The following is a 16,369-nucleotide window of genomic DNA, read 5'->3' on the forward strand; positions in this document are numbered from 1 at the left end:
CGTGCTGGAAGCCTGAAGAACTCCCATCATCGCAGGTCACGAGGCACTTCTGCGTTCCGACCCCAGACCACCCGCGATCACCAACCGGTGGATCGGGGGTCAGCACGAACGGGTACGGGGTTGGCAGCGAAGAGAATTCCAGACGAGTCAGGACTTTGTCGCGATCGCGGAATGTGAACGTGGGGACGACCACACCTTCGGCGATCAGTTGATCTGTGACCTCCAGCTCCCGGAGAACTTCAAGGGTCTTCGCGTGAATGGCGGCAGCCCTCGACGCATTGGCGCCCTCCTCTTGCCGATCCAGCGTCAGAACGTCATGGCCCGCCTGGCGCAACACCGAGGACAGGACCAAGCCCGTGGGCCCACCACCGACAACGACGATTTCCGCTTCTGTGGGCAGCATGATGAAACTCCTATTTGTGATACCTGTTGGCGTCCCTTGTTGGTTGCCGGGGCCGGCGGGCGACACACGGAGGATATGGTGTCTCGTTGGTGCCCCGGCCCGAAAACGCGGTGCTGCTCAGGCAACTCACCGCGCCAGTGCGCTACGAGCCGGCGGATCGAGTGTGGTTCGCGGCGCTGTCCTCGCTGATCCCCGACGCCAGTGGGCGCAGGTGTTCCCGGTGACGCCCGCGACCGGGCTCGCGTGGCACCGCAGGCTCATCGCGCACAAGTGGGAGTCGGCACCCGCAGTGCCGTGGTCAGCGAGATCCAGGCGAGCGCCTATAGCGTGCTGGACGTATGTGGCTGCTGCGGCGACCTGGCGAGCCGCGCCGAGGACATCCTCCTCCTGCCCGCCGCCTCCTTGAGCGGGTTTCCGGCCGCGCCGCCCAGCGGCGACCTGGCGGACTGACGGTCGATGCGCTGTAGGACAGCGCGATCTAGTTGCGTTCGCGGCTCGAGGTTGTCCGGTGGCACGCGGTGGGCGACCAGGGCGGCGAGGTCGTCGTCGCGGATGCCCGCGACGTAGGCGCGGAGGTCGTGGTGGAGGTGGTCGAGGAGTTGGCGGGGCGCGGTCGCGGCCCATCGTCGGACGCGGTGGGTGAGGGGGTAGAAGGTCCCGGTGGTGTCACGGGTCTCGCTGACGCCGTCGGTGTAGAGCAGCAGACGGTCGCCGGTGGTGAAGGGGATGGTGTCGACCTGGTAGTGGTCGCCGAGGAGGTCGGCCATGTTGACGGGCGGTGACGGCGCGCTGGGTTCTACCTCGCGCACTTCGCGGTCGTGGAGGAGCAGCGGCGGGGGGTGGCCGCAGTTGACCAGGCGCGCGATGGGGTCGTCGGCGGGGATCTCGACGAGCACGATGGTGACGAAGCGCTCCAGCGCTTCCGCTTCGTCGGGGACGTCCCCGCAGTACTGTCGCATGGTGCTCTCCAGCTGGCCCGCCAGGGACGGCAGGTCGGGCGCGCCATGCACGTGCACCCGGAACGAGCTGAGCATGACCGAGGCGACCTCGACGGCCGGGAGCCCCTTGCCGCGTACGTCGCCGATGATCAGCCGCACCCCGTGCGGGGTCTGCATCGCCTCGTAGAAGTCGCCGCCGATGCGGGCCTGTGCGGCGGCGGCCTGGTAGAGCACCTCGACGTCGATGTGCGCGAGGTGGGGCGGGAGCGGGCGTAGCAGCACCCGCTGTGCGGTTTCCGCCACGGCGCGGACCTGGACGAGGGTGTGCTCCCGGTGCTGCCGTACCCGGCTGGCGTACGCGGCGGCCAGGGTGATGGCCGTGATCGCGAGCAGGGTGAAATTGGCCGGTGTCCGGCCCAGGTCGTGACGGGCGGCGGACAGGGCGACGTCGGCCGTCAGGGCCAGCAGCCCGATGCCCAGCGTACCGGCCACGGGGAACATGGCGGCGGCCAGCGCCGGCGCCGCTCCCAACAATCGGTTGAACTGCAGGTGGGGGGTGAGGATGTCCGCCACCGCGGCCAGCACGATCACCAACAGCGGGGTGAGGAGCGCCGCCTCGGACGGCCGTGTCTCCTCCTGCCTCCGCTGGGAGAGCCGCTTCGGGGTGATCACACGCCTGAGCGAGCGAATTACAGGCATGAGGGATTCCCTAAGAATGGTTGGCGGTCCGGGGGACCGGGTGTGGCTGATGGCGAATTTGCCGTTGATGGCTCGAGGGGAGGGACCGCCCGGTCTTCCGGGACGCTCCGACCGCTGATTGAGAGCTGCGAAGCGTCGGTTAAGAATTGGCGGCGAAGTGTTCCTCGGGCCTGGAGACAGACATACGGTCACGGTGGAACGGAGTGACGGGCACGCCTGAGCAGCGAATTTGGGTCGGCGTCGATGCCAGCAAGGGCCATCACACTGCGGTGGCGGTCCACGCTGGACCACCAGCTCCTGGCCTTGGACGAGCGGTCTCGAGGCCGGTGCGCTCGAGGCCCTGCAGGTGTTGATGGGTATGAAGGTGCTACGCATCGGAGGCGGTGTGGTGTTGTCGATGCGCAATGACCCCACGCAGTTCTGGAGCAAGGCGTGAGGGATGGGCTTCGATGCCCCGGTCACCACGGACCTGATCAGGGAGGTGTGCGACTTCTACCGGTCGCAGCGAACGCCACGGCCACGCTGCAACTGACACCGTCCGTATTGCCCGACGACTGGGCCGAGATCTGTGCATCGGGGCGGCGTTGCCCGACGTAAGCACGGAGGTAGTGGCGTCGCAACGGTTGCGCCATTGGGAGTCCTCGGTGTAGGCGAGGGCGATCGTCTCGGGGTCGCGGGTGTTCCAGGCGTCCTCGGCGGCCTGAACCTTGAGCAGGGCGGTCTCCTCGGTGAACGGCGGTATGGGCGGCCTTTTGTCGGTCATGGCACTCTTCTCCCCCACTCGGAGAACGATCGTTCTTAGCTCTGTGCTGTACTGTAGGAGAACGTTGGTTCTCATGCAAGGGGGAAGGGTCTTGGACCTTGAAACGGCGCGGGCACGAGTGCTCGACGCGGCCGATGAGCTGTTCTACGGCCGTGGAGTGCAGGTGGTGGGAATGGACGAGCTCCGCTCGGCCTCCGGGGTCTCCCTCAAGCGTCTTTATCAGCTCTTCCCCTCCAAGGGCGACCTGGTGGAGGCGTATCTGCGCAGGCGGGACGCACGCTGGCGGGCGGCGCTGGCCAGCTATGTCGATACCCGGCCCGCCGAAGTGCGCGTCCTGGCCGTCTTCGACTGGCTGTACCAGTGGTTCGGCGAAGACGACTTCCGCGGCTGCGGCTTCATCAACTGCTTCGGTGAGCTCGGATCCACCTCTCCGGTGGTGGCCGACGTCACCCGCACCCACAAGGAGGCGTTCCAGGAGTACCTGGCCGGCCTGGTGGCTGCTTCGGGCGGGTCGCCGGAGCTGGCCGCCCACCTCGCCCTGCTGGCGGAGGGTGCCATCACCACGGCGGCCATCGCGGGATCCCCCGAACCCGCCCGTCAGGCCCGCGCCGCGGCCATTCTCCTACTAGGGCCTGTCTTGGGTTGTGATCAAAGCGTCTCACGGATGTCTCACAGACCCTGTGTGAGACGACGGCCGGGGAGCCTCTGACCTGGACTGTATGGACTGTGTGGACAGTCATGAGCCGCCCTGGAGGACGGGTAAACTCTCGATACGTGACGAAGCCCCGCATCCCCAATGTCCTGGCCGGCCGCTACGCCTCGACGGAGCTGGCCACCCTGTGGTCCCCCGAGCAGAAGGTGGTCCTGGAGCGCCGCCTCTGGCTCGCCGTCCTGCGGGCCCAGAAGGACCTTGGCATCGAGGTCCCGGACCAGGCCATCGCCGACTACGAGCGGGTGCTGGAGCAGGTCGATCTCGCCTCCATCGCCGAGCGCGAGAAGGTCACCCGGCACGACGTCAAGGCCCGCATCGAGGAGTTCAACGCCCTGGCCGGGCACGAGCACGTCCACAAGGGCATGACCTCGCGCGACCTCACCGAAAACGTCGAGCAGCTGCAGATCCGGCTCTCGCTGGAGCACGTACGCGACCGTACGGTGGCCGTCCTCACCCGGCTCGGCAAGCTCGCCGCCGAGCACGCCGAGCTGGTCATGGCCGGCCGTTCGCACAACGTCGCCGCCCAGACCACGACGCTGGGCAAGCGCTTCGCCACGACGGCGGACGAGCTGCTGGTCGCCTTCGAGCGGGTCGAGGACCTGCTCGGCCGCTACCCGCTGCGTGGCATCAAGGGCCCCGTCGGCACCGCCCAGGACATGCTGGACCTGCTCGGCGGCGACACCGCCAAGCTCGCCGAGCTGGAGCGGCGCATCGCCCACCACCTCGGCTTCTCCCGCACCTTCACCTCCGTCGGCCAGGTCTACCCCCGGTCCCTGGACTACGACGCCGTCACCGCGCTGGTGCAGCTGGCCGCCGCTCCCTCGTCGCTGGCCAAGACCATCCGGCTGATGGCCGGGCACGAGCTGGTCACCGAGGGCTTCAAGCCCGGCCAGGTCGGCTCCTCCGCGATGCCGCACAAGATGAACACCCGGTCCTGCGAGCGGGTCAACGGGCTGACCGTCGTCCTGCGCGGCTACGCCTCGATGGTCGGCGAGCTGGCCGGTGACCAGTGGAACGAGGGCGACGTGTCGTGCTCGGTGGTCCGCCGGGTCGCCCTGCCGGACGCCTTCTTCGCCTTCGACGGGCTGCTGGAGACCTTCCTGACCGTGCTCGACGAGTTCGGCGCCTTCCCGGCCGTCATCGCGCGCGAGTTGGACCGCTATCTGCCCTTCCTGGCCACCACCAAGGTCCTCATGGGCGCGGTGCGGGCCGGTGTCGGGCGTGAACTCGCCCACGAGGTCATCAAGGAGCACGCGGTCGCCTCCGCCCTGGCCATGCGCGAGAAGGGCGTCGAGCGCAACGAGCTCCTCGACCGCCTTGCCGAGGACGAGCGCATCCCGCTCGACCGTGCCCAGCTCGACGCGCTCATGGCCGACCGGCTCTCCTTCACCGGCGCCGCGGCCCAGCAGGTCGCCGAAGTCGTCCGCCGGATCGGTGAGGTCGCCGAGCGCCACCCGCAGGCGGCGGCCTACTCCCCGGGGGCGATCCTCTGACGCTTCCCACGCGGGAGCAGCTGCTCGCCGCCCGCGACCGCACCGTCCCCGACGTGGTCGCGGGCGGCCTGCAGATCCTCTTCTGCGGCATCAACCCCGGGGTGTTGTCCGCCGCCACCGGCCACCACTTCGCCCGCCCCGGCAACCGCTTCTGGCCGGTGCTCCTTCTCTGCACTTCACCCGATCGGGTGGGTGCGGGCCTCGACAGACGCTACTGATGCGAAGCGGCACCACCACCGTCACATCTCGGGATCAAGACGTCCACTGCTCCGGAAATCAGGCACGCCGAGATCGACGGTGGTATGCCGCGCGGCGACATCGCGCTCTGTTCGGCGGCGAGGCTGTCCTCGATCGCGTCGACCTCGCCGAGCCAGCCCTGGTCCTTGGCCTCCTGGAGGCGGTCAATGAGGTTGGCGTGGATCTCCTGCAGGCCGCAGGTACTCCGGGAGTTCATCCGCTGGTACCTCCGACGCCCCAACGCGGAGCTTCCAGAGCGCCCATCGGCCGGTCCGTGGTCCGTCGTCGACGAGGGCTGAGCGCGGATGCACGAAGGCCCCCGGAATCGCCCCGGGGGGCCTCTGCCATGACTGGACGACGTCAGAGAGTCGCCTGATGAAGCGCTTCCTCCAATGCCTCCGCTTCGCGGTCTACGTGCGTGCCTAGTTCGAACCGCAGGCGGTCGTCCCTCGCCGTCCACCGGTTCCCAGGCATCACCCACACGCGCGCCCCGACATCCAGGAGCATCTTCCGTCGGGCAGTCCAGTCCTCGTTAGCGTGCCAGTCGTCAGCCCACGTGGTGTCCAGCTCTACGACCTTTTCACGGGGCGGGATCACAGGCTGAGCCTGCAGGCGTTCCAGGCGGTCAGAGAGCCCCTGAACCTGACGCTCTACTGCGTCAGCAGCGGGCCCGCGGAGGCGGACGAGTCGGCCGGACAACTCCATCACGTCAGCCGCAAGCTCTTCGATCTCCGCCGTATGGTCCACGCCAGCCGTCCGGACGATCTGTGTCCGCCGGAACGGCCCCATGTGCGCTAGGAACTGTTCGCTGACGTATTCCAGCACCGGGGCCCGGTTGATGCTGAAGGCTGCCTGACCCTTCTCGTGCTCCTTACCGTTGCACCGGAAGGAGTCGACCATGACGCCGCTCCGAGCCTTGTACCGCGACGCGTACATGCGCTGTCCGCAGGTGTCGCAGAACGAGACGCCAAGTAGCTCGTTCGCATCCTTCCTTGCCGGCGCAGTCCCCGGAAGGCTGAGCCTCTTCAGCGCGTCCTGCAGCTCGAACCTCTCCCGCCATCCGCAACATCGCCGCCGACCACGGCCTGCGTCCGCTCGGCTGGACCGATGACGCGCAAGACTGGAAGCGCCCGGGTACGAACGCCATCCTGAACAACGTCAACGCCGAGCTGAGGCCCGGCGCTGTCTTGCTGATGCACGACGGCGGCGGCGACCGGTCGCAGACCGTGGAGGCACTGGGCACGCTGCTGGACCGGCTGGACGCTGCGGGCTACACGTACACCTTCCCGCAGCGCTGAGGCCTACCGGGCCGTCGCGAAGTCCTGCGTCCAGTAGTCGCCGGGCTGCGCATGGCCGACGCCGATTTCCTTGAACGCACAGTTCAGGATGTTCGCCCTATGACCGGGGCTGGACATCCAGCCGGCCATGACGTCCTCGGGCGTGGTGTAGCCGTAGGCGACGTTCTCGCCGTAGGTGCTCCAGATGTAACCGGCGCGCGTGATCCGGGTGCCCGGATCAGATCCGTCGGAGCCGTAGTGCGACATCGTCTGGCCATCGGCCATGTCGGCGCTGTGGCTCTGAGCGGCATCCGTCAGCTGCGCGTTCACGGCCAGCGGCGCGCACCCGACCTGGCTGCGCTCGCTGTTGACGAGCGCCATGACGCGTGCGGTCGCATCGGAGGAGTTCTGCGACGGCGTCGCAGTCGGCGTCGCAGTCGGCGTCGCAGTCGGCTTCGCAGTCGGCTTCGCACTCGCCTTGGTCTTCCCATGGGCCCACTTGTGGGAGTAGGACGCACTCGTCCAACGGCCGTAGGACTGAGGGCCTGGATCGCCCTGCCGGTTCATACAAGCCATGGCGGCGGAGGGCGCGCCCACGGCGGCTATGGCGACCGCGACGACGGCCATCTTCCGGTAGTGCCGCTTCCTGCGGTGTTGGCTCATCCTGGACCTCACTCGGTATTTCGGCGTCGGTATTCGGCTCCCGTACGGTCCGCTCCACAGGGGACCGTTTGCCAGGGCCACCGGCGGTGACCTGCGGCCCGGTCATTCTTGGGAGCGCTGCGCGCCCAGGCAACGAGCCGTGAGTACTACCCGGGCTCGTAGCGAAGAGAGGCCTTGCTACGGACGCACGGGCGTGCTGCTCCGGCACCGGGAGTCCCTGGCAGGATCTGTGGACCTGTCAGAAACCTTGGGGTTCCCTGTGACTGGGCACGAATGTCGAGCGAGCCAAATCCTGCCACCGCAGCATGGGAGATATGTCCATCACGCGACCGATAATTCTCATATGCCCCCCGAGTGGCAGCTACTAAGAGGTATCGTTCAGGGCGCATTTGATATGACGGATGTCACAATGTCCGGGATTTGGGTCGGTAGGCGGTCGCTGCTGCGATCCGCACACCAGCGGTGGGCGGAATCGATGTTCCCGGCAAACCTCGATCATATGACAGTTGACGTCATGTCAGTAACAAGGAGAGGGCGAAGCTCGCCGCGGGCGGCCGGGACGGGTACGATCCGGCCACACACGGGACTAGCTGGGAGGACGTACGTTGGGCCGGCTCACGGGCGGGGATCCTTCCCTGCTCAGGCGGATAAATTCCGCGGTGGTGCTCCATGCCCTGCGCGACGCGCAGACGCCCAGCCTGACGGAGCTGGTGCAGAGCACAGGTCTGTCGCGGCCCACGGTCGAGGGAGTCATCGAGGGTCTGACGGAGTCGGGCCTGGTGGTGGAGGCGCCGGCGGATCCGCAGGACGCGCGGAAACAGGGGCGGCCGGCGCGGCGGTTCCGTTTCCATGCGGAGGCCGGGCATGTGCTGGGCGTCGAGGTGGGCGCACACGAGGTACGGGCGGTGCTGTCGGACCTGAGCGGGCGGATGGTGGGCTCGCATGCGCACGAGGTGGCCGAAAAGGCTTCGGCGGACGACCGGTTGGAGCGGATCCGCGGCACGGTCGCCGAGCTGCTGCGCAGAGCCGGGGTCGCGCGGAGCACCTTGTGGGCGGTCGGGGTGGGGAGCCCCGGCATCATCCAGGCGGACGGCGTGGTGCGGCTGAGCACGGCCCTGCCTGGCTGGACGGGGCTGGCGCTCGGGGAGCGGCTGCGGCGTTCCTTCCGGTGTCCGGTGCTGGTGGAGAACGACGCGAATCTGGCGGCCGTGGCCGAGCATTGGAAGGGCGCCGCGACGGGCACCGACGATGTGGTCTTCGTACTGGCCGGGCTGAGTCCGGGAGCGGGGGCGCTGATCGGCGGGCGGCTGCACCGGGGGTTCATGGGCGCAGCCGGGGAGATCGGGGCGCTTCATCTGCTGGGCCGGGAGGCGACGCCGGAGCATCTGCTGTCGACCACGGGCGAGCCGCTGCATCCGCTGGACGAGCCTGCGGTCGCCCGGGTCTTCGCGCTCGCCAAGGAGGGCGACGCCCAGGCGCGCGAGGCCCTGGACCGCTTCCTGCGCCGCCTGGTGCACGACGTGGCCGCGCTGGTGCTGGCGATCGACCCGGAGTTGGTCGTGGTGGGCGGCTGGGCGGCGGGCTTGGACGGTGTTCTGGAGCCGCTTCGCGAGCAGTTGGCGCGGCACATCCTGTTGCCGCCGAAGGTGACGCTGTCGGCGCTGGGTCAGGAGGCGGTCGCGACGGGCGCGCTGCGGCTGGCGCTCGACCATGTCGAGGAGCAGCTGTTCGCGGTGGCGCGTACGTCCTTCCCGCTGCGCTGAGCCAGGCATTCGGGGGAACTTGACGGTTCTCTTCGGCATGGCTGTTTTGCCGGTTTGTCGGACCAGCCGACGATCCCTCCCATTGGCGATTATGTTGTCGCGCCCGCCAGTACGGCGGTCGCGGCCGGTGAGAGGGCGTCCCGCGTGCGACGAGCAGTCATCCTCGGTGTGTCCGTAGTCCTGGCGGCGGGGGCTCTGGCCGCTTCCCCGGCCGCCGCCTATACGCCGGCCCCAGCCCTCGACGAGGTGCGGACTGCGGGCGTGACCGTGGCCGCCGAGCGGGCCGCGGCGGCGGGCATCAGCTTCGCGGCCTGCCCCACCGGCACCAACCTCAAGGCTCCCATCCAATGCGGACGGGTCCAGGTGCCGGTGGACTACTGGCATCCCGAAGGCGCGAAGATCTCGCTGCTGGTGAGCCGGCTGAGGGCCTCGGGCCCGGCCAAGCGACGCCAGGGCGCCCTGGTGTTCAACCCCGGCGGCCCGGGCGCTTCCGGGCTCTGGTTCGCCCGGGTCGGGCAGGCGGACATGCCGACGCCCACCAAGCAGATCTGGGCGGCCAGGGCCCGTACGTACGACATGGTGGGCTTCGACCCGCGCGGGGTGGGCTACTCAGCGCCGATCTCCTGCGAGGCCCCGTCGAAGTTCCAGCACGCGCCGACGCCGGATCCGCGCCACCCCAGCGCGGCGCTGAAGAGGCGCGAGCGGGCCAAGGCGAAGGCGAAGGCGGCCGGTTGCCTCAAGCGCTCAGGCGCGCTGCTCCGCCACATGACCACGGCGGACATCGCACGGGACATGGATGTGATCCGGGCAGCGCTGCACCAGCCGAAGCTGAACTACTTCGGTGTGTCGTACGGGACCTATGTAGGCGCGGTGTACGCGCACATGTTCCCGTCGCACGTGCGCCGCATGGTCTTGGATAGCGTCGTCGACCCCGACCCGCGCGGCATCTGGTACGGCACCAACCTGGAGCAGGACATCGCCTTCGAAGCGCGCTGGGCCGACTGGCGGGCCTGGGCGGCGCAGCACAACAAGGTCTACCGGCTCGGCACGACCCCCGCGCGGGTGCAGGCCTCCTTCGACCGGGTGATGCGGCGGCTGGCCAAGCACCCAGTCGGCGGGAAGGTCGGTCCTGGCGAACTGCACGAACGGGCGGAGCAGGCGGCCTACTACGACACGCAGTGGGTGCCCTTCGCCTACCAGCTGTCGAGCTACCTGCGCGGTGACGCGAAGCCGCTGACGGCCGCCGCCGTCCCGGACCCGAGGACCGCAAAGGACGACGCGAACGGCGACGCGGTGTACCTGGCGGTGCAGTGCAGCGCGCCCTGGCCGCGGGGCTGGAGCACCTGGGAGCGGGGCAACTCGCGGCTGGCGGAGAGGTTTCCCTTCGAGACCTGGTCGAACGCCTTCCTGAACCTGCCGTGCGCGTCCTGGCCGGTCCCGTCGTCGTACCCGATGGATGTGCGGGTCTCACCCGGCGAGGGGCTGCTCCCGGTGCTCCTCCTGCAGTCCGAGCGGGACGCGGCGACGCCGTACCACGGCGCGATCGAACTGCACCGCCGGCTGCCCGGGTCGCGGCTGATCACCGAGGTGGGGCGCGGCTCGCACGGGCTGATCAGCTTCCGCAACCGGTGCCTCAACGACCGCGTCGACCAGTATCTGCTGACCGGCCGCACAGGCCCGCACGACGTACTCTGCGCCGGGCACCCGCTGCCCGTCCCGACGGGCCTGCACGGTGCCCGGGACGCGAACTCGGGCCGCGACTACTGAGTCAGGAGGCGGCCAGGCCGCGCTCGTCCTCGTCGTGGTGGGTGATCTCCACGCCGCTGTCGCCGAAGGTGAGACGGCAGGTGTCGGCGCGGTAGGTCGCCACCGCCACGGCGACGACGCGGCCGTCGCTCACGTAACGGGTGGTGACGACCAGGACGGGGGCGCCAGGCAGCCGGTCGAGCTGCTTGGCGTCCTCTGCGCGTGCCGAGCCCAGCTCGACGGCGCGATCCTCGCCGGCCAGCGGCAGCGTGTGCAACTCCCGCAGCACGGCGGGCGCGTGGGCGGCGGGGCTGAGATTCCCGGGCAGCGCGGGGACCGAGTCCGAGGGGACGTAGAGCAGCTCGGTCGCGACGGACTGGCCGCGCATCGTGCGCTGCCGGCGGATGGTGTGCACGGGCCGCTCCGGGTCCGTACCGAGAGCCGCCGCCACGGCGGCCGGGGCGGCCGCCTCCACGCAGCCGATGGTGCGCCAGGCGTCGCCGCCCGCGCCGGGCCACTCGCCCTGCGACGGGCCGACGGAGACGCCCATACGGGGCGGCGCGACGGTCGTGCCGACCCCGCGGCGGCGCTGCAGCCGGCCTTCCAGCTCCAGCTGCTCCAGCGCCTGGCGCAGGGTCGCGCGGGCGACGCCGAAGCGGGCTGCGAGCTCCCGTTCGTTGGGCAGGATCTCGCCCACCGCGAACTCGGAGTCCAGAGCGTCGGCGAGCACGGTCTTGAGGTGCCAGTACTTGGGTTCCGGCACCGTTTCGAGCTGCGTGGTCCCCACCCTGTCCTCCGATTTCCGAACCGCTCTTTATTAAAGGTCCTTGCACTAATACGCGACCATAGGGGGGTCGTGTCCGGTTGGTCAAGACCAATCCTCGATCCCGAACCGGGCAGTGTGGCACTTTGGGGACGGGTGTTCACGGAGTGTTCGTATACCGCGATAACGTTTCGGCCATGAGTGCGGTAACGGTGGTGACCGGCGCGAGCCGGGGTATCGGTGCGGCGATCGCCCTGCGTCTGGCCGACCGGGGGCACGGTGTCGGGATCGGCTACGCACGTGATCGCGAGGCGGCGGACGCCGTCGCGGTCCGGGTCCGCGAGGCGGGCGGCGAGGCCGTGGTGGTGCGGGTCGACACAGCTGACGACGAGCAGGTCGACGCCCTCTTCGACGCGGTGAAGAAGCGGCTCGGCCCGGTCACCGGGCTGGTCAACAACGCCGCGGTCACCGGACCGTTGGGGCGCTTCGCCGAGACGCCGGTCGAGATCATGCGGCGGGTCGTCGACGTCAATGTGATGGGCGCGATGATCTGCGCCCGGCGGGCCGCCCGTGAGATGTCCACGCGGTACGGGGGCGCCGGCGGGGCGATCGTCAACATCTCCTCGCGGGCGGCGACTCTCGGCGGCCCAGGCGAGTACGTGCACTACGCGGCGAGCAAGGCGGCCGTCGACACGCTGACGCTGGGCCTGGCTCAGGAGTTGGGGCCGGACGGAATTCGGGTCAATTCGGTCCAGCCCGGGGTGATTCTCACGGACATGCACGCGGCGATGGGTGACGCGGAGCGGCCGTTCCGGATGGCGCCGGGCGTCCCGCTCGGGCGTCCGGGCGAGCCGGACGAGGTTGCGGCGGCGGTGGACTGGCTGCTGTCTCCGGAGGCGTCCTACACCACGGGAACGGTGCTGCGCGTCGCCGGAGGGCGGTAGGCGTCACTCGAGCCGTCGGGGCTCCCGGGTGAGGAGAGCGTTCCACAGCAGCCGCTGGGCCGGTCGCGGCAGGCCGGGAAGGAAGGAGGTCTGGTCCTCGCCCTGGTTGAGCCGCGCGATGCGCAGCAGCGGGGTGCGGCCGGCCTGGGCCTGAAGCCGCACCATCTGCTCCAGGATTCCGGCTGGGAAAGGTACCTCCCATGCCCCGAAGGGGCTACGGGGGGAGGGTGGAGACGGCCCGGAAGGTGACGGGTGCGTCGGAGCGGTTGGCGAAGGCGTGCACCGTCCCGGGCGGGATACTCGCGCTCTCCCCCTGCTCCAGGTGGAGCCGCCGCCTGCCGATCCACACCCACAACCGCCCGTCGAGGACGGTGAATTCCTCGGTCTCCCTGCTGTGCACCTGGGCGGGTGGCCCGGCCACGCCGGGCGGGAATGTGCTCTCGATCTCCAGCAGCCGACCGCCGTTGTCCCTGCCGCTGCGCAGGACGGTGACCAGCGCGTTGTCCCGCAGCCTGAACTCCTCGACGCCACTCATACCTTGGGGGACGGATCGGCGTCCGGGTGCTGTGACATGACGCCGCCGAGCTTCTCGGGGTTGGTGAGGATGTAGACGGTCGTGACGAGCCCGTCGGTGACCTCGAGCACGAGTACGGTGTGCGGCCTGCCCTGTGAGATGACGAGCAGCCCCGGTGCGCCGTTGATCTCCCGGAGCGCGAAGCCGGGTTCGGGGACGGACTGGCGGCCGATACCGTGCAGGAAACGCCCGACCTTGTCGGCGGTCTCGATGACGCGCAGCGGGGCCTTCTGGACGCCGCCGCCGTCGCCGATGAGGCGGACGTCCGGGGCGAGCATCGCCAGCAGTCCTCCCAGGTCGCCTCCTACGGCCGCGGCGAGGAAACGTTCGGTGAGCTGGGCGGTCTCGGCGGGGTCGGCGTCGTAGCGGGGGCGGCGTTCCTCGACGTGGCGGCGGGCGCGGCCGGCGAGCTGCCGTACGGCGGGTTCGGCGCGGTCGAGGGTGGCGGCGATGTCCGCGTAGGGGAAGCCGAAGGCCTCGCGGAGGACGAACACGGCGCGTTCCAGCGGGGAAAGGGACTCGAGGAGGACCAGCATCGCCAGGGAGACGGACTCGGAGAGCGCGACGCGCTCGGCCGCGTCGGGGACGGTGTGCTCGAAGTCGGTGGCGACCGGCTCGGGGAGCCAGGGTCCTGTGTAGGTCTCGCGGCGTGACTGGACATGGCGGAGCCGGTCGATGGCGAGGCGCGTGGTGATGGTCACGAGGTAGCCGCGGGGGTCGCGTACGTCGTCGTGGTCGGCGTCGGCCCAGCGCAGCCAGGCCTCCTGGACGACGTCCTCGGCGTCGGCGAAGCGGCCGAGCATACGGTAGGCAACGCCGGTCAGGATCTGCCGGTGTTCCTCGAAGACGTCTGCCGCGATGTCGTCGGTCACAGCTCCCATCCTCACATCCTCCGGGCCCCGCCCGCGCGCCGGTTCGCGGCTTCGACGGACGGGTATGGGCCACCCTCGATCGGCCGGAAACGCGTCACATCGCACCCGGGAGACGAATCACACCCGTAACACCGCAGAAATCCCGCGCATATCGGCCAGGGCCCAGAATCCCTTCGTTCTACAGGTTGTTGAACTTCTAGGAGCGCGATGTCCGGACAGGTCGCAGTCAAGACCGAGCTTTCCTCAGCAGGGCCCCCCGGAGGTGGGCCGCTCGACCGGTGGTTCCGGATTTCGGAGCGGGGTTCGACCTTCCCTCGTGAGATACGCGGCGGCTTCGCCACGTTCTTCACCATGGCGTACATCCTCGTCCTCAACCCGATCATCCTGGGGAGCGCCAAGGACAAGTTCGGCCATGCGCTGTCCACTCCGCAGCTGCTGACCGCCACGGCGCTGGTCGCGGCGGTGATGACGGTGATCATGGGCGTCGGCGGCAATCTGCCGCTGGCGATCGCGGCGGGCCTCGGCCTGAACGCGGTGGTGGCGTTCCAGATAGCACCGTTGATGAGCTGGGCCGACGCGATGGGCCTGGTGGTCCTGGAGGGCCTGGTCATCTGCGTACTGGTCGTCTCGGGGCTGCGCGAAGCGGTGATGCACGCGATCCCGCAGGCGCTCAAGCAGGCGATCAGTGTCGGCATCGGTCTGTTCATCGCCTTCATCGGCTTTGTCGACGCCGGGTTCGTGTCCCGTATCCCGGACGCGTCCAACACCACGGTGCCGGTGCAACTGGGCGGGAGCGGAGCGCTGTCGGGCTGGCCGGTGCTGGTGTTCTGCCTGGGTGTGCTGTTGACCGTCGCGCTGATGGCACGCAAGGTCAAGGGCGCGATCCTGATCAGCATCGTGGCGATGACCGTGCTGGCGATCGTCATCAACTCGGTCGCGAACATCAAGAGCTGGGGTCTGACGACCCCGAAGGTCCCGACCGACATCTTCTCGGCCCCGGACTTCGGGCTGCTCGGCCACTTCAGCATCTTCGGGGCGTTCGGCCAGGTAAGCGCGATCACCGTAGTGCTGCTGGTCTTCACCCTGATCCTGTCGGACTTCTTCGACACCATGGGCACGGTCGTCGGCATCACCGCCGAGGCCGGGCTGCTGGACAAGGACGGCAAGGTCCCGAACCTCGGCCGCGTGCTGCTGATCGACGGCGCGGCGGCCGTCGCGGGCGGCGCGGCCTCGTCCTCGTCCAACACGGCCTTCATCGAGTCCGCGGCCGGCGTCGGCGAGGGCGCCCGTACGGGCTTCGCCAATGTGGTCACCGGCGCGCTGTTCGCGGTGGCGCTCTTCCTGAGCCCGCTGCTGACCATCGTGCCGCTGCAGGCGGCGGCTCCCGCGCTGGTCGCGGTGGGCTTCCTGATGATCACTCAGGTCAAGAACATCAACTGGGACAGCTACGAGATCGCCATCCCGGCCTTCCTGACGATCGCCGTGATGCCCTTCACCTACTCCATCACCAACGGCATCGGCGCGGGCTTCATCGCGTACGTCGTCCTCAAGACGGTGCTCGGCAAGGCTCGCGAGGTGCACTGGCTGCTATGGGCGACCTCGGCGCTCTTCGTGGTCTACTTCGCGATCGACCCGATCGAGCAGGCCCTCGGCGTGAAGTAACGCAAGAGCCCCGACCGGGACGGGGGCGCCCGGTCGGGGCCGCTGGCCGGGCCGCGCACTGTGCGGGGCCCGTACCTCCTCCAACTAGCGACGACCAACGTGAGTTCCCGGGCGACTCCGTGCCTTTGCCGTGAGCCGGCCCACCCGCCATGCAACCCTTTTATATCGATCCGGCAACGGCCGGTTTAACATTCGGAACCCCCCCTTCTGGGAGGGTCGTCCCGCTTGATATTCATTGCTTCGCGTTCCTGTCCGTCGATGGGCGCTCCACCCTGTTTTCGCCCTTCAATCACCTCTCAGGAACGCCCATGTCCTCGCGCTCGCGCGCCATGCTGCCGCTGGTCGCTGTCTTCTCCGCCGGGTATCTCGCCGCCTACCTCCTCCCGGTCATCGTCAGCCGCCTGACGTCGGGTCTCGGCCTCAGTACGGCACAGGCCGGCGCAACCGGTAGCGCTCTGCTTCTCGCCTCGGCCTGCGCCGGGCCGGTCTTCGCGTCCCGGGTGGACCGGATCGGGGCCGCCCGGCTGGCCCGGGTGGGTCTGCTGCTGACGGCGGCGGGTTTCGGGGTGGCCGCCTGCACGGCGTACGTCCCGCTGGTCGTGGCGGGATGCGTCGTCGGGGGCTTCGGTTCCGGTGCGGCGACGGCGGTGGCCGCCGTCGGGATCGCCGCGCAGGCCGAACCGCATCGGGCTTCCGTACTGGGCCTGCTGACCACCTCGGCGGCGGCCGGGGCGCTGTACCTGGTGCTTCCCCGGCTCGGCGGCGGGCACGGGCTGCCCTTCGCGGCGGTCGCGGGCGGGGCGCTGGTGGCGCTGCCGACGGCCGGGTGGCTGCCTGCGGGAGCGCCCCGCCGTGCGGTG

At 69.4% G+C, this 16,369-nt stretch carries 18 protein-coding genes; 8 read left to right on the top strand and 10 right to left on the bottom strand.

What is annotated here, in order from left to right:
- The 3 genes from EFK10_RS14335 to EFK10_RS50130 all read right to left on the bottom strand — a co-directional run.
- On the bottom strand, window positions 1-403 hold a 403-nt coding region (locus EFK10_RS14335), incomplete at its 3' end, for an FAD-dependent oxidoreductase (RefSeq protein ID WP_164835994.1).
- A gap of 320 nt (window positions 404-723) precedes the next feature.
- Window positions 724-2,040 (bottom strand): PP2C family protein-serine/threonine phosphatase, encoded by a 1,317-nt coding sequence (locus tag EFK10_RS14345; RefSeq protein ID WP_127356087.1) that lies wholly within the window; start codon window positions 2,038-2,040, stop codon window positions 724-726.
- A gap of 367 nt (window positions 2,041-2,407) precedes the next feature.
- Entirely contained in the window at window positions 2,408-2,803 is a 396-nt protein-coding gene (locus EFK10_RS50130; RefSeq protein WP_240677215.1) for a DUF1348 family protein, read from the bottom strand.
- A gap of 91 nt (window positions 2,804-2,894) precedes the next feature.
- Here EFK10_RS50130 and EFK10_RS14355 point away from each other — a divergent pair, with 91 nt between their 5' ends.
- From EFK10_RS14355 to EFK10_RS14365, 3 genes are all read left to right on the top strand, one after another.
- Window positions 2,895-3,512: a TetR/AcrR family transcriptional regulator gene (locus tag EFK10_RS14355; protein ID WP_127356088.1), complete on the top strand. Its 618-nt coding sequence runs from the start codon at window positions 2,895-2,897 to the stop codon at window positions 3,510-3,512.
- A gap of 65 nt (window positions 3,513-3,577) precedes the next feature.
- On the top strand, window positions 3,578-5,008 hold the full coding sequence (gene purB, locus EFK10_RS14360; protein WP_407647076.1) for an adenylosuccinate lyase: 1,431 nt from the start codon (window positions 3,578-3,580) through the stop codon (window positions 5,006-5,008).
- Window positions 5,005-5,226 (top strand): uracil-DNA glycosylase family protein, encoded by a 222-nt coding sequence (locus EFK10_RS14365; RefSeq protein ID WP_322973333.1) that lies wholly within the window; start codon window positions 5,005-5,007, stop codon window positions 5,224-5,226. Before purB ends, EFK10_RS14365 begins: the two co-directional genes overlap by 4 nt.
- Here the strand turns inward: EFK10_RS14365 and EFK10_RS14370 are convergent.
- The 3 genes from EFK10_RS14370 to EFK10_RS52630 form a co-directional block, all read right to left on the bottom strand.
- Window positions 5,220-5,462: a hypothetical protein gene (locus EFK10_RS14370; RefSeq protein ID WP_240677216.1), complete on the bottom strand. Its 243-nt coding sequence runs from the start codon at window positions 5,460-5,462 to the stop codon at window positions 5,220-5,222. The two genes, EFK10_RS14365 and EFK10_RS14370, sit on opposite strands and share 7 nt — an antisense overlap.
- Window positions 5,463-5,605: 143 nt before the next feature.
- On the bottom strand, window positions 5,606-6,145 hold the full coding sequence (locus EFK10_RS14375; protein ID WP_127356090.1) for a hypothetical protein: 540 nt from the start codon (window positions 6,143-6,145) through the stop codon (window positions 5,606-5,608).
- Between the two features lie 401 nt (window positions 6,146-6,546).
- Window positions 6,547-6,903 carry a CAP domain-containing protein gene (locus tag EFK10_RS52630; RefSeq protein ID WP_322973332.1) on the bottom strand — a complete coding sequence of 119 codons (357 nt, stop codon included), beginning with the start codon at window positions 6,901-6,903 and terminating at the stop codon, window positions 6,547-6,549.
- Between the two features lie 887 nt (window positions 6,904-7,790).
- On the opposite strand from EFK10_RS52630, the gene EFK10_RS14390 reads away from it, so the two are divergent.
- Both EFK10_RS14390 and EFK10_RS14395 read left to right on the top strand, forming a co-directional pair.
- Window positions 7,791-8,948, top strand: coding sequence for an ROK family transcriptional regulator (locus tag EFK10_RS14390; RefSeq protein ID WP_127356092.1), 1,158 nt, complete (start codon window positions 7,791-7,793; stop codon window positions 8,946-8,948).
- A gap of 144 nt (window positions 8,949-9,092) precedes the next feature.
- Window positions 9,093-10,715 carry an alpha/beta hydrolase gene (locus EFK10_RS14395; protein WP_127356093.1) on the top strand — a complete coding sequence of 541 codons (1,623 nt, stop codon included), beginning with the start codon at window positions 9,093-9,095 and terminating at the stop codon, window positions 10,713-10,715.
- 1 nt (window position 10,716) lies between these two features.
- Here EFK10_RS14395 and EFK10_RS14400 read toward each other — a convergent pair whose 3' ends face one another.
- Window positions 10,717-11,481, bottom strand: coding sequence for a GntR family transcriptional regulator (locus EFK10_RS14400; protein WP_127356094.1), 765 nt, complete (start codon window positions 11,479-11,481; stop codon window positions 10,717-10,719).
- A gap of 173 nt (window positions 11,482-11,654) precedes the next feature.
- Between EFK10_RS14400 and EFK10_RS14405 the strand changes: the two genes are divergently transcribed.
- Entirely contained in the window at window positions 11,655-12,401 is a 747-nt protein-coding gene (locus tag EFK10_RS14405) for an SDR family oxidoreductase (protein WP_127356095.1), read from the top strand.
- Window positions 12,402-12,404: 3 nt separating this feature from the next.
- Here EFK10_RS14405 and EFK10_RS47405 read toward each other — a convergent pair whose 3' ends face one another.
- From EFK10_RS47405 to sigJ, 3 genes are read right to left on the bottom strand one after another with little or no spacing between them, the layout of a single operon-like run.
- Window positions 12,405-12,566, bottom strand: a complete 162-nt coding sequence (locus EFK10_RS47405) for a hypothetical protein (protein WP_164835995.1) — start codon at window positions 12,564-12,566, stop codon at window positions 12,405-12,407.
- Window positions 12,567-12,615: 49 nt separating this feature from the next.
- Window positions 12,616-12,936: a cupin domain-containing protein gene (locus EFK10_RS14410; RefSeq protein ID WP_127356096.1), complete on the bottom strand. Its 321-nt coding sequence runs from the start codon at window positions 12,934-12,936 to the stop codon at window positions 12,616-12,618.
- Window positions 12,933-13,847 (bottom strand): RNA polymerase sigma factor SigJ, encoded by a 915-nt coding sequence (gene sigJ / locus EFK10_RS14415; protein ID WP_127356099.1) that lies wholly within the window; start codon window positions 13,845-13,847, stop codon window positions 12,933-12,935. Before sigJ ends, EFK10_RS14410 begins: the two co-directional genes overlap by 4 nt.
- Before the next feature lie 207 nt (window positions 13,848-14,054).
- Between sigJ and EFK10_RS14420 the strand changes: the two genes are divergently transcribed.
- Together EFK10_RS14420 and EFK10_RS14425 are read left to right on the top strand one after the other, a co-directional pair.
- Window positions 14,055-15,509: an NCS2 family permease gene (locus EFK10_RS14420; protein ID WP_127356097.1), complete on the top strand. Its 1,455-nt coding sequence runs from the start codon at window positions 14,055-14,057 to the stop codon at window positions 15,507-15,509.
- A gap of 308 nt (window positions 15,510-15,817) precedes the next feature.
- A partial coding sequence (locus EFK10_RS14425; protein ID WP_127356098.1) for an MFS transporter occupies window positions 15,818-16,369 on the top strand: 552 nt, incomplete at its 3' end.

The organism is Streptomyces soli (assembly GCF_003999195.1).
GTDB lineage: Bacteria > Actinomycetota > Actinomycetes > Streptomycetales > Streptomycetaceae > Actinacidiphila > Actinacidiphila soli.

What these genes read in the sequence shown, in the direction of transcription:
- EFK10_RS14405 (WP_127356095.1), top strand. Translation starts at nt 11,655, where the DNA reads ATGAGTGCGGTAACGGTGGTGACCGGCGCGAGCCGGGGTATCGGTGCG.
- EFK10_RS14410 (WP_127356096.1), bottom strand. Translation starts at nt 12,936, where the DNA reads ATGAGTGGCGTCGAGGAGTTCAGGCTGCGGGACAACGCGCTGGTCACC.
- EFK10_RS14375 (WP_127356090.1), bottom strand. Translation starts at nt 6,145, where the DNA reads ATGGTCGACTCCTTCCGGTGCAACGGTAAGGAGCACGAGAAGGGTCAG.
- EFK10_RS52630 (WP_322973332.1), bottom strand. Translation starts at nt 6,903, where the DNA reads ATGGCGCTCGTCAACAGCGAGCGCAGCCAGGTCGGGTGCGCGCCGCTG.
- EFK10_RS47405 (WP_164835995.1), bottom strand. Translation starts at nt 12,566, where the DNA reads ATGGTGCGGCTTCAGGCCCAGGCCGGCCGCACCCCGCTGCTGCGCATC.
- EFK10_RS50130 (WP_240677215.1), bottom strand. Translation starts at nt 2,803, where the DNA reads ATGACCGACAAAAGGCCGCCCATACCGCCGTTCACCGAGGAGACCGCC.
- EFK10_RS14370 (WP_240677216.1), bottom strand. Translation starts at nt 5,462, where the DNA reads ATGAACTCCCGGAGTACCTGCGGCCTGCAGGAGATCCACGCCAACCTC.
- EFK10_RS14345 (WP_127356087.1), bottom strand. Translation starts at nt 2,040, where the DNA reads ATGCCTGTAATTCGCTCGCTCAGGCGTGTGATCACCCCGAAGCGGCTC.
- EFK10_RS14420 (WP_127356097.1), top strand. Translation starts at nt 14,055, where the DNA reads ATGTCCGGACAGGTCGCAGTCAAGACCGAGCTTTCCTCAGCAGGGCCC.